9 protein-coding genes are annotated in these 12,537 nt (G+C 65.2%); 4 read left to right on the forward strand and 5 right to left on the reverse strand.

Translation table 11 applies throughout. From position 1 onward, the window contains the following. Positions 1–143: 143 nt before the first annotated feature. The 4 genes from I6F37_RS09835 to I6F37_RS09850 are packed head-to-tail and all read right to left on the reverse strand — an operon-like array spanning position 144 to position 4,329. On the reverse strand, positions 144–1,346 hold the full coding sequence (locus tag I6F37_RS09835) for an ABC transporter substrate-binding protein (protein WP_225140161.1): 1,203 nt from the start codon (positions 1,344–1,346) through the stop codon (positions 144–146). Between the two features lie 32 nt (positions 1,347–1,378). Then, positions 1,379–1,963 (reverse strand): amino acid synthesis family protein, encoded by a 585-nt coding sequence (locus I6F37_RS09840; RefSeq protein WP_025035619.1) that lies wholly within the window; start codon positions 1,961–1,963, stop codon positions 1,379–1,381. Between the two features lie 15 nt (positions 1,964–1,978). Continuing rightward, on the reverse strand, positions 1,979–2,875 hold the full coding sequence (locus tag I6F37_RS09845; protein WP_225151050.1) for a UPF0280 family protein: 897 nt from the start codon (positions 2,873–2,875) through the stop codon (positions 1,979–1,981). Beyond that, positions 2,872–4,329, reverse strand: coding sequence for a hypothetical protein (locus I6F37_RS09850; protein WP_057029297.1), 1,458 nt, complete (start codon positions 4,327–4,329; stop codon positions 2,872–2,874). The genes I6F37_RS09845 and I6F37_RS09850 overlap by 4 nt, the downstream gene beginning before the upstream one ends. 265 nt (positions 4,330–4,594) lie before the next feature. On the opposite strand from I6F37_RS09850, the gene I6F37_RS09855 reads away from it, so the two are divergent. Together I6F37_RS09855 and I6F37_RS09860 are read left to right on the forward strand one after the other, a co-directional pair. After that, positions 4,595–5,077 (forward strand): (2Fe-2S)-binding protein, encoded by a 483-nt coding sequence (locus tag I6F37_RS09855; protein ID WP_225132849.1) that lies wholly within the window; start codon positions 4,595–4,597, stop codon positions 5,075–5,077. Then, on the forward strand, positions 5,077–8,601 hold the full coding sequence (locus tag I6F37_RS09860) for a molybdopterin cofactor-binding domain-containing protein (RefSeq protein ID WP_225151053.1): 3,525 nt from the start codon (positions 5,077–5,079) through the stop codon (positions 8,599–8,601). The genes I6F37_RS09855 and I6F37_RS09860 overlap by 1 nt, the downstream gene beginning before the upstream one ends. Before the next feature lie 116 nt (positions 8,602–8,717). Here I6F37_RS09860 and I6F37_RS09865 read toward each other — a convergent pair whose 3' ends face one another. Next, positions 8,718–9,683 (reverse strand): catechol 2,3-dioxygenase, encoded by a 966-nt coding sequence (locus tag I6F37_RS09865; protein ID WP_036001365.1) that lies wholly within the window; start codon positions 9,681–9,683, stop codon positions 8,718–8,720. A gap of 369 nt (positions 9,684–10,052) precedes the next feature. On the opposite strand from I6F37_RS09865, the gene I6F37_RS09870 reads away from it, so the two are divergent. Beyond that, positions 10,053–11,792, forward strand: a complete 1,740-nt coding sequence (locus tag I6F37_RS09870; RefSeq protein ID WP_036001369.1) for an ATP-binding protein — start codon at positions 10,053–10,055, stop codon at positions 11,790–11,792. 162 nt (positions 11,793–11,954) lie between these two features. Beyond that, positions 11,955–12,536, forward strand: coding sequence for a peroxidase-related enzyme (locus tag I6F37_RS09875; RefSeq protein WP_036001422.1), 582 nt, complete (start codon positions 11,955–11,957; stop codon positions 12,534–12,536). Position 12,537: the final 1 nt, after the last annotated feature.

Consider the following 12,537-nt stretch of genomic DNA (forward strand, 5'->3'; position numbering starts at 1 on the left):
CCGGGTTGGTTAGGTCTCGGTGCTGGTCTTCATCCTTCGAGACGGCGCTCCGCGCCTCCTCAGGATGAGGTCCGGGACCCTCATGGTGAGGAGCGCGGCGACGCCGCGCGTCTCGAACCATGAAGGCCCCGGTCTCTGTTGTATCAATCCTTCGGACGCAACTTCGCGACTTCGGCATCGCTGGGCAGATAGTCCGCGCCTTTCTTGTAAGACGAGTCCACCATCACGCCCTTGCCGTCCTTCAGCGCGGTCTTGCCGACGAAGGCCCCGAGCGTCGACTGGTGGTCGATCTTGCGGAAGGTGATCTCGCCGAACGGCGATGGCATCGTAAGCCCCTCCGCCGCGGCAATCAGCTTCTCCGGATCGGTCGATCCTGCCTTGGCCAGGATCGCGGCGGCCGACTTGATGGTCTGGTAGCCGACGATCGAGCCGAGACGCGGATAGTCGTTGTACTTGGCCTGGTACGCCTTCAGGAACGCGTCATGCTCGGGCGTCTTGATCGAGTACCAGGGATAGCCGGTGACGATCCAGCCCTCCGGCGTCTCGTCCTTGAGCGGGTCGAGATATTCGGGCTCGCCGGTGAGGAAGGAGACGACCTCGCGCCCCTTGAACAGGCCGCGGGTGTTGCCTTCGCGCACGAGTTTGACGAGATCCGCGCCGAACGTGACGTTGAGGATCGCTTCCGGGTTGGCGGCGGCAACCGCCTGCACCACCGGGCCGGCGTCGATCTTGCCCTGCGGCGGCCATTGCTCGTCGACCCACTGGATGTCGGGGCGCTTCTCCGACATCAGCTTCTTGAACACCGCGACCGCCGACTGGCCGTATTCGTAGTTCGGCGCGATCGTCGCCCAGCGTTTCGCCGGCAGCTTGCTGGCAGCTTCCACCAGCATCGCCGCCTGCATGTAGTTGGAGGGACGCAGGCGGAAGGTGTATTTGTTGCCCTTGGACCAGGTGATGGCGTCCGTGAGCGGCTCGGCCGCGAGGAAGAACACCTTCTTCTGGTTGGCGAAGTCAGAGACCGCAAGACCGATGTTCGACAGGAACGTTCCCGCGAGCATCGCGACGCCCTCGCTCGAGACGAGCTCGTTGGCCGCGGTCTGCGCGTCCGCCGGCTTGCCGCCGTCGTCCTTGGAGATGACGACGAGCTTCTTGCCGTTGATGCCGCCGGCCGCGTTGACTTCCTCGACCGCAAGCTGCCAGCCCTTGCGATAGGGCTCGGTGAATGCCGGCAGCAGCGAATAGCTGTTGATCTCGCCGATCTTGATGTCCTGCGCCAGGGCCGAATGGGCCATGCCGCCTGCCAGAAGCGCGAAGGCCGCGCCGACGATAGTATTTCTTGCTCGCATCCCAACCTCCAATTTGAACTCGCTTACGACTTCTATCTCAGACCGTCTTCGCCCTTGATCTCCGCGACCGTGAGCCCGCCGACGCGCGGCAGCGGACGGCCGCTGTCGGTGACGGCGACCGCGACCATGATCTCGTTGGCGCGCGGCGCATCGTTGATCTGTACCTCCATCCCGTCGAAATGGCTGCGGACGAAGGCTGCGTCCTTGTGCCCCAGCGGAATGTCCAGGGTCGTGCCGGGGCCGCTGCGCTTCTTCGAGGACGGGATCAGCGCCGCGCCCTTGCCCAGAACTTTACGCACCGGCGCGCCCATCTTGGGGTGGAGGATTGCGGCGGCATGCTCCAGCTCGCCGTTCTCGCCGACGGCCGCGGCCTTGCCGTAGCTATGTGCCTTGGCGCCATCGATGCCGAGCGCCGCCACCGCGCGCTTCGACAGGAGCTCGCCCAACTCCTCGCCGATCGCGATCAGCGGCGAGAGATCCTCGACATATTTTCCGGCGAAAGGATTTTCGATCACGGCGATCGCGGCGGCACGCCGGGTCGGCGGCGACACCTGGCGTCCCATCTCCATCTGCGTCTCTTCGACGACGGTGACGATCTTGCGGATGATCGCGCTCATGTTTCGCTTCCCTGTTCAGGCATGGACCGCGTTCTCCAGCACACGCGGGCGCGATCGTTGCTCTTCTATATCCTTTGTTCCGATGACAAGCATATCACCACAAAGCCGCAGCACGGCACCTTCGATCAGTCCGCGATCGAACAATTGCCGTGCACATTCCGCGCCAGATTCAAGCGCGGCGGCCATCTCATCGTGAGACAGCTCGCCGACACCGCGCGTCACGAGGCGCGCGCCCAGATCGCTGTCGGGCTGAAGCTCGTTCGCAGGCTGTCGGATGACGGCGGGATGCCCGGGCAGATCGACGGCATTGGCGATCACGGTCGCGGCCGCATCGGCCTGCGAAGCGGTTGCGGCCAGCACAGTCACGGCATCGGCGATCCCGAGCGAAAAGCTGCGGCCGTGCCGACCGCTGGTCGCGACGCCCCGCACCGGATCGTTCGCATCGATCCGCATCCTCCGCATCACGCCGTCGTGGTCGGGACGATCCATCAGGCCGACCGAAAAATGCTCGCCCACACCGAGATGCAGCGCGATGTCGCCGCCATTGTTGACGTAAATCCGATCGAGCGGTGCAGCGCGCAGCATCGCGGCCAGAATCTCCTCCGCGACGCTGCCGGCAACGGCCGCCATCGGCGTGATGAAGCAATCGGCGGCATAAGGCGCGACGGCAGCGTGCATGCGGCGGGCGACAACGCCCTTCAGCGAGGTCTTCTCCTCGACCGCCGTACGCAGCCCTGGCAATTCCGCGCAAAGCTCGTCGAGCAATCCAGTGAACCGCAGCGCCGCAGCCTCATAGGCGACCCGCACCGCATCCGTACGTCCCCTCGCCTCCACGATCAGATCGATCGGTCCATCCTGCAAATGCAGCCGCCGGCCATCAGACAGCAATGCGATTTGCGGGCGCCTGGTCATGTGCGAGGCCCCGGAATCGGGTTCTGCCAGGGCAGTTGGCGGACATCGTCGCCGCTCTGCACCTCGGAGAGCGGCTTCACATAATCCATGTGGCCACCGAGCGCGGCATAGTCGGACAGCTTCATGGTGAATTCGATCGGCGCGACCAGGGCCGGTGTCGGCACATAGCCGAACGCGCCTGACGGCATCTGCGTCACGTCGACCATGTAGGTGATGCCGCCGCCGGGCCAGACATAGACCGGCGCGCCGCCGCTGGTGACGCGCGTCAGCGCATCCTTCACCGAGCGCGTCAGCCGCACCGGGTTGTCGGTGACGCCAGCGCGCAAGGAGCCGCCCGCGCCCGCCATGAACAACACCGTGCACAACGCGGGCTCGCAATTTTCCTGGATGCGCTCGACCGAGAACTTCAAGTCGTCAGGCATCTCGGTCTCGACCGGCTTCAAGGCCTGGTCGAGCACGTAATAGGACGAATGCTCTCCGGTGGTGGAGACCATCAGCATGGTCAGACCGGGCTTTGCTTCCTTGGCATCGAACGGGCCAAGGATCGACAGGGGATCTGAGATGTTGGTGCCGCCCCAGCCCGTGCCTGGATCGGCCACCTGGAAATAGCGGCCGGGCGTCGAGCGACGGCCCTTCATCTTGATGCCGGTGTCGGCGATGTCGAGCAGCTTGCCCGCTTGATGCTCGCTGAGCACGCCGGTGATGTGGTCATCGACCACGACGACTTCGTCCACCTTGCCGTGCCATTGCTTGGCGAACATGCCGATCGTCGCCGAGCCGCAGCCGACGCGCATGCGCTCTTCCTTCACGCCGTTGACGATCGGCGGCTGCCCGGCCTGCACCACCACGGTGGCGCCGCCATCGATGGTGAGCTCGACCGCCTTGCAATTGGCGAGGTCCATCAGCGTGTCGCAGGTAACGCGGCCCTCCTTCTTGGAGCCGCCGGTGAGATGATGCACGCCGCCGAGCGAGAGCATCTGCGAGCCGTATTCGCTGGTCGTGACGTGGCCGACCGCCTCGCCCTGCGCGCGCACGGTCGCGGTCTCCGGGCCGAGATAGCGGTCGGTGTCGATCTTCACCTTGATGCCGCAATAGGAGAAGATGCCCTCGGTGACGACCGTCACCATGTCGACGCCGTCGACCTCCGCAGAGACGATGAAAGGCGCCGGCTTGTAGTCGGGATAGGTCGTGCCTGCCCCGATCGCCGTCACGAAAGTCGAGGGCTCGTGGACGATCTTGCCGTCCCAGTCCTCGGTGCGGCTGAACGGGACAAGCTTGCCGCCGTGAGAGACGGTGCGCTCCAGGATGACATGCGGATCGACGCGGACCAGCTTGCCGTCGTGATTGGCATAGCGATCGCAGGCCCCCGCCGCGCCGGGCTTGATGTAGCACATCACCGGACAAGCATCGCAGCGGATCTTGTCGATGACGGCGCTCGTCGTTTCTGTCACCATGTCGGAGCCGGCGGACACCGCTGTTATCATTCGTATACGAACGATGTTGCGCGCGCTGCCCCGGGGCTGTCAAGCGGCGGTGCAGCGCAAAAGATGCCACTGCCGCATAAAACCTCATTTGCCTATCCGCCCTGTCCACAAAGAAGGCAACCGCGCTGCAGTGCGGCATGCATGGCTTGCACGTTTGTGTACAAACGGTATCGTCGCAGCGCCGAATTTTCGCGATTGCATGATCTTGGATATCGTCTTGGGCTTGGGAACGAGGATGACGCAGACACCGATCCGCCTCACCGTGAACGGCAGGATCCACGAGGTCACGGCAGCGCGCGACACGCCGCTGCTCTACGTGCTGCGCAATGATCTCGCGCTGAACGGCCCGAAATACGGCTGCGGCTTGGGCGAATGCGGCACCTGTACTGTCCTGATCGACGGACTGGCGGCACGCTCCTGCGCGATTCCAGTGAGCGGCTGCGCCGGGCGCGACATCGTGACGCTCGAAGGCCTCGGCACAAGCGACAAGCCCGACGTCGTGCAGCAGGCCTTCATCGACGAGCAGGCCGCACAATGCGGCTATTGTCTCAACGGCATGATCATGACCACCAAGGCGTTGCTCGCGATCAATCCGCGGCCGACCGAACGGGAGGCCTTGGCGGCGCTGCGCTACAATCTCTGCCGCTGCGGCACGCATGTCGAGATCCTTCGCGCAGTGATGCGCGCATCGGGCCAGCTCACCGAGGCCGCAGATTGATGGCGTCCTTTGTTACGAACGGAGCTGAGCGTGCGGGTTCGCTCATCGTCGCGCGCAGCGTGGACGAGGTCACATCGGAAACCTTCGTCCGCATCACCGCGGACGGTTCGGTCACGGCCTATAACGGCCATGTCGATCTCGGCACCGGCATCCGCACTGCGCTGGGCCAGATCGTCGCCGAAGAGCTCGACGTTTCTTTTGCCCGCGTCATCGTCGTACTCGGCGACACGGCATTGGTGCCGAACCAGGGCGCGACGATCGCGAGCGAAACCATCCAGATCACGGCCGTGCCGCTGCGGAAGGCTGCGGCGCAAGCCCGGCACTTTCTGATCGCGCGCGCGGCGGAACGCCTGGACTTGCCCGAAGCCGAGCTCAAGATCGAGGACGGACTCGTTCGCGGCCACGACAATCGCAGCGTCAGCTATGGCGAGCTCATCGGCGACGAGGCGATCCGCCTGGAGCTCGCCGATGACGTCGAGCTCAAGCCTGTCGGCGATTACGCGATCGTCGGCCAGTCGGTGCCGCGCGTCGATCTACCTGCTAAAGCCACGGGCGAGCTGACTTTCGTGCACGACGTCCGAGTATCAGGAATGGTGCATGGCCGCGTGGTGCGGCCGCCCTATGCTGGCGTCGATGCCGGACCGTTCGTCGGCACCAGCCTCATTGCGGTCGACGAATCCTCCGTGCGCGACATTCCCGGCCTTGTCGCCGTCGTGCGGATCGGCGATTTCGTCGGCGTCGTCGCCGAGCGCGAGGAGAATGCGATCCGTGCGGCAGAGCAGCTCAAGGTGAGCTGGAAGCCGACGCCGACGCTTACCGATCTTGGCGATGTCGAGACCGCCCTGCGTGCCAATCCATCGACGCCGCGCACGCTGATCGACAAGGGCGAGGTCGACAAGGCGATGTCGGCCGCGGCCAAGCCGATGCAGCGCACTTACCTCTGGCCGTATCAGATGCACGCCTCGATCGGCCCCTCCTGCGCCGTCGCCGACTTTCAGGACGGCAACATCCGCGTCTGGTCGGGCACGCAGAACCCGCACGTGCTGCGCAGCGACCTCGCGCTGCTGATCGAGCGCCCCGAAAGCGAGATCGAGGTGATCCGGCTGGAGGCCGCCGGCTGCTACGGCCGCAACTGCGCCGACGACGTCACTGCCGATGCGCTGCTGCTGTCGCGCGCCGTCGGCCGTCCCGTCCGCGTGCAGCTGACGCGCGAGCAGGAGCACGCCTGGGAGCCCAAAGGCACCGCGCAGCTCATCGACGTCAATGGTGGCCTCGACGCTGACGGCGGCATCGCCGCTTACGATCTCGCCACGCGCTATCCCTCGAATGCCGCGCCGACGCTGGCGCTGCTGCTGACCGGCCGCGTTCCGCCCGAGCCCGCGGTGCTGCAGATGGGTGACCGCACCGCGATCCCGCCTTACGATTACGAGCACATGCGCGTCGTCGCGCACGACATGGCGCCGATCGTGCGGGCCTCCTGGTTCCGCGGCGTCTCGGCCTTGCCGAATACTTTTGCGCATGAATCCTATATCGACGAGGCCGCAACCGAAGCTGGCGTCGATCCCATCGAATATCGCCGGCGCTATCTGAAGGACCAGCGCGCAATCGATCTCGTCAATGCGGTCGCCGAGCGCGCGGGCTGGACGCCGCGGCCGGTCCGCGAGGAGAAGGACGGCGAGGTCGTGCACGGGCGCGGCTTTGCCTATGCGCTCTACGTCCACAGCAAGTTTCCGGGATACGGCGCGGCGTGGTCGGCCTGGATCGCCGACGTCGCGGTGAACAAGACGACCGGCGACGTCAGCGTGACGCGCGTCGTCGCGGGGCAGGACTCCGGGTTGATGATCAATCCGGACGGCGTGCGCCATCAGATCCAGGGCAACGTCATCCAGTCCACCAGCCGCGCCCTGATGGAAGAGGTGTCGTTCGAGCGCGGCACTGTGGCCGCGCGCGAATGGGGCGCCTACCCCATCATCCCCTTCCCCGACGTGCCCAAGATCGACGTCTTGATGCTGCCGCGGCAGGACCAGCCGCCGCTCGGCGTCGGCGAGTCCGCCTCGGTGCCGAGTGCAGCGGCGATCGCGAACGCCATCTTCGATGCCACCGGCGTGCGCTTTCGCGAGCCGCCCTTCACGCCTGAGCGAATCCTCAAGGGATTGCACGGCGATGCGGCGCTGACGCCGCAGGCCCTGCCCGCGCCGCCCGCATCGCCGCCGTCCCGCATCTGGACAAATCCATTCGCCAAGCGCGCTGGCGTCTTCGCAACGATCGCAGCCGTCTGCACCGCCGCGATCGGGATCGGCGTGGCGCTTCTGCCCGGGCGCGCCATCGCGCCGATCGCGCGACCCGATGCGTCGGTCTATTCCGCGGCGACAATCGCCCGCGGCGCGCAGCTCGCCGCGCTCGGCAATTGCGCGGAGTGCCACACCGCCGTCGGCGGCGCATCGAATGCCGGCGGCCGCGCCTTGGAAACACCGTTTGGCACGATCTACGCAACCAACATCACGCCCGACGTCGAGACCGGGATCGGTGCCTGGTCCTATCCGGCCTTCGAGCGCGCCATGCGCGATGGCTTGCATCGCGACGGACGGCAGCTCTATCCCGCTTTTCCCTACACGCATTTTGCAAAGACCAGCGACGCGGACATGCAGGCGCTCTATGCGTATCTGATGGCGCAGCCTTCAGTGCGTGCGACGGCACCGCCGAACGAACTCGCCTTCCCTTACAATCTCCGCTCGTTGCTCGCGGGCTGGAATGCGCTGTTCCACGACACGAAGGAGTTCAAGCCTGATCCCGCCAAGTCCGATCAATGGAATCGCGGCGCCTATCTGGTCGAAGGTCTCGGCCATTGCAGCGGCTGTCATTCGCCGCGCAACGCGCTCGGCGCCGAGCAACGCAACGCTTATCTCGCCGGCGGCTTTGCCGAGGGCTGGGAAGCGCCGGCGCTGACCTCGCTCTCGCACGCGCCGATTCCGTGGAGCGAGGAGGAGCTCTACGCCTATTTGCGCACCGGCCATTCGCGTTACCACGGTGTCGCGGCCGGCCCGATGGCGCCTGTCGTCAGGGATCTCAAAGCCCTGCCCGACCAGGACATCCGCGCGATGGCGGTCTATCTGAACTCCTTCAACGACACGGCCGATACACCAGCGCCGGATGCGCTCGCCGCCAAGCTCGAGAGCGCAACGCAAGTGACCGTCGCCTCCTCCGCGGGCGCCCGCCTCTATCAAGGCGCCTGCGCCGTGTGCCACGAGGTCGGCGGCCTGCCGCTGTTCGGCACGCGGCCCTCGCTCGCGCTCAACAGCAACGTTCACAGCACGAAGGCGGATAATCTCGTGCAGGTGATCCTGCACGGCATTGCAGACCCAGTCTCCAGCGATCTCGGCTACATGCCCGCGTTCGGGAATAGCATGAGCGATGCACAGGTCGAGGAGCTCGTGACGTTTTTGCGCAAGCAGTTCGCGCCGGACAAGCCGGCCTGGACCGGCGTGCGCGAGACGATCTCGCGGGTGCGAAGTTCGACCCACTAACGTCATTCCGGGGCCCGAGCATAGCGAGGGAGCCCGGAATCCATACCCACCAGCCGGGGTTATGGATTCCGGGCTCGCCGCTTCGCGTCGCCCCGGAATGACACTGCGTGAATACGCTAGTCGTGCTTCACCTCCACCGGCGGCGTGCCGTGGGTGTGGAAGGACTCGATCGTCTTCAATCCCCAGGCCTGGCCCTTCTTGCGCTCCTCCTCGGTCCACACGATCGGCTTCCAGTCGGGCGCGAGAATGAGGCGCGCGCCGGCATTGGCGACTTCGACGCGGTTGCCGCCGGGCTCGTAGACATAGAGGAAGAAGGTCTGCTGGATCGCGTGCTTGTGCGGGCCGGTCTCGATGTGCACGCCGTTCTCTAGAAAAATGTCCGCGGCGCGCAGAATCTCCTCGCGGCTGTCGAGCGCGTAGGTGACGTGGTGGAAGCGGCCCGGCACGCCCGAATGATCGAGCGAATAGGCAAAGTCGTAGCTCTTGTTCGACATCGTCAGCCACATCGCCGCCTCACGGCCGTCGTTGAGCACGATCTGCTCGGTGAGGCGGCAGCCGAGGTAATTCTCGAAGAACTCGCGGTTGGCCTTGATGTCGACGGCGAGGCAATTGAGATGATCGAGCCGGCGGACGTTGACGCCGCGCGCCGGAAAGCGCTGCGCCTGGTTCTTTAGTGCGGGCTTGAGCTCCGGCGGCGCCTGATACCATTCGGTCTCGTAATAGAGCTCGACGATGTGGCCATCGGGGTCGCGGCAGCGGAAGGTCGGCCCCTGCCCCATGTCGCCGTCGATCCAGCCGATGTCGAAGCCGGATCCCTTCAGCGCGGCGACGCGCCGCTCCAGCGCCTGCTGGCTGCGCGCACGGAGCGCCATGTGGCCCATGCCCGAGGTCTTCGACGCCGTGAGCTTGAGCGAATAGCGCTCGTAATCGTCCCAGCCGCGCAAATAGACCGACTCGCCCTTCTGTCCGCTGACGGTCATGCCCATGACATCGACGAAGAACTTCAGGCTCTCGTCGGGCTTCGGCGTCAGCAGCTCCATGTGGCCGAGGTGGGCAAGGTCGAGGATCGGTTCGGGCTGCATGTTTTCCTCCTGGATCGGACGCGGGGCTTTCGGCGCGGCGCCTCATTTGTACTGATGTACAAATCATTAGGTCCAGTCAACAAAGCAGCCGGTATCCTGCTGCGATCGGCGCCTGACCGCCGGCCTCCGGACGAGACGGGCAGCCTGCCCGAATGGTAAACTCTTCCTTAAGGACCATCTCACCTGAAAGGTCCGGAAAATGCAGCATTTTCCCGGCGATTTTGCCAATAAGCAGGCATTGGCGGCGAGGCTCCCGACCGAATTACCGCGGATTTAACGGAGCCGGCGCGTCCGGCGTTTAACCGTTTGTGCAGCGACGGCCGCGCATAGTCCGGGCAACTCCCCTTGCTCTTGCCAGGTTCATTCATCGTGACATCCTTTGGACGCGTGATTTCGGTTCGCGGATCGCTCGCCCGGGTTGGGCTTCTGGCGGAAAGCCGGATGCCGATCTCGGAGGTGCGGGCCACCGTCGGCCGGTTCGTCAGCATTCGCTGCGCCAGCTCGGTCATCGTTGCGATGATCACGGAGGTCTCCTGCGAAAATCTGTCGAGCTCCGACAATTACATTGCCATCGCCTCGGTCGACCTGCTCGGCGAGATCCTCAATGCCGCGGACAAGGCCAAATTTCAGCGCGGCGTCACCAACTATCCGACCATCGGCGATGCCGTCGACCTGATCACGAGCCAGGAGCTGCGCACGATCTACGCGCCGACCGGCTCGGACCAGATCAATGTCGGCTTCCTGCAGCAGGACCGCTCGGTCATCGCCTATGTCGACGTCGAGGAAATGCTGTCCAAGCATTTTGCCGTGCTGGGATCGACCGGCGTCGGTAAATCGACCGGCGTCTCGCTGCTGCTCAACGAGATCCTGAAGGCGCGGCCGAACCTGCGCATCTTCCTGCTCGACGTGCACAACGAATATGGCCGCTGCTTCGGCGACCGCGCGCTGGTGCTCAACCCGCGAAACCTGAAGCTGCCGTTCTGGCTGTTCAACTTCGAGGAAATCGTCGACGTGCTGTTCGGCGGCCGCGCCGGCGTGCCGGAAGAGCTCGACATCCTCGCCGAGGTGATCCCGCTCGCCAAAGGCGTCTACACCCAGTACCAGAACGCCGACCGCATCGGCCTCAAGCGCATCGATCCCAAGCAGATCGGCTATACCGTCGATACGCCGGTGCCCTATCGCCTGGTCGACCTGTTGTCGCTGATCGACGAGCGCATGGGCAAGCTCGAGAACCGCTCCTCGCGCATCATCTATCACAAGCTGATCTCGCGCATCGAGGCCGTGCGCAACGACCCGCGCTACGCCTTCATGTTCGACAACGCCAATGTCGGCGGCGACACCATGGCCGAGGTGATCAGCCATCTGTTCCGCCTGCCCGCCAACGGCAAGCCGATGACGGTGATGCAGCTCGCCGGCTTCCCGGCCGAGGTGATCGATTCCGTCGTCTCCGTGCTCTGCCGCATGGCCTTCGACTTCGGGCTGTGGAGCGACGGCGTCTCGCCGCTGCTGTTCGTCTGCGAAGAGGCGCACCGCTACGCCTCCGCCGACCGCAACATCGGCTTCGGCCCGACCCGCAAGGCGGTATCGCGCATCGCCAAGGAAGGCCGCAAATACGGCGTCTATCTCGGCCTCATCACCCAGCGCCCCGCCGAGCTCGACGCCACCATCATCTCCCAGTGCAACACGCTGTTCACGATGCGCCTCGCCAACGACCGCGACCAGGCGCTGCTGCGCGCCGCCGTGTCGGACGCCGCCGCGAACCTGCTCTCCTTCGTGCCGTCGCTCGGCACCCGCGAGGTGCTGGCGTTCGGCGAAGGCGTGGCGCTGCCGACCCGCTTGCGCTTCAAGGAGGTGCCGCCGCACCAATTGCCGCGCGGCGAGGCCACCATCTCGAGCGTGCCCTCCGTCACCTCCGGCCACGACATGCATTTCGTCAGCGCCGTGCTCGAACGCTGGCGCGGCGCCACCTCGCAGCGCGACGTGCCGAACGACCCCGTGTTCTCGGCACCGCCCGCGAAGACGATGTCCAGCGTCGAAGCCCCGATGCTGCAGCCCTCGATGGGCCTCGATCCGGACCGCTTCTCGCTGCTGAAGAAGCCGCTGCGGTAAGGCTTCGCTCCATCCACATCGTCACTGCGAGCGCAGCGAAGCAATGACGGAGGATGGAACGTCGTTCCCACCTGACACCTTCGTCGCGGCCGCTTCGGACCGGCAGATTGAGCCCGCCCCACGCATCGACTATGGTTCCCGCCCCAAGCTGGAACCATGCCCATGACAAAGACCGCCGCGCAACGCTTTCCCGCCCCCGCCCTCGACACCCTGCCCGACGACATCCGTAAGCGCCTCCTTGCCGTGCAGGAGAAGAGCGGCTTCGTCCCGAACGTGTTCCTGACGCTGGCCTATCGCCCCGACGAGTTCCGCGCCTTCTTCGCCTATCACGACGCGCTGATGGAGAAAGACGGCGGCCTCACCAAGGCCGAGCGCGAGATGATCGTGGTGGCGACGTCGGCGGCCAACCAGTGCCAATATTGCGTGATCGCCCATGGCGCGATCCTGCGCATCCGCGCCAAGAACCCTGTGATCGCCGACCAGGTCGCGATCAACTACCGCAAGGCCGATATCACGCCGCGGCAGAAGGCGATGCTCGATTTCGCCATGAAGGTCTCGGCAGACGCGCAGCGGATTTCCGAGGATGATTTCGTAGCGCTCGCGCCGCACGGCTTCAGCGACGACGACATCTGGGACATCGCCGCGATCTCCGCCTTCTTCGCGCTGTCGAACCGGCTGGCGAATTTCACGGGCATGCGGCCGAACGAGGAGTTCTATCTGATGGGCCGCCTGCCGAAGACGTAGT

This window comes from Bradyrhizobium sp. NBAIM08 (assembly GCF_020193935.1).
Lineage (GTDB): Bacteria > Pseudomonadota > Alphaproteobacteria > Rhizobiales > Xanthobacteraceae > Bradyrhizobium > Bradyrhizobium yuanmingense.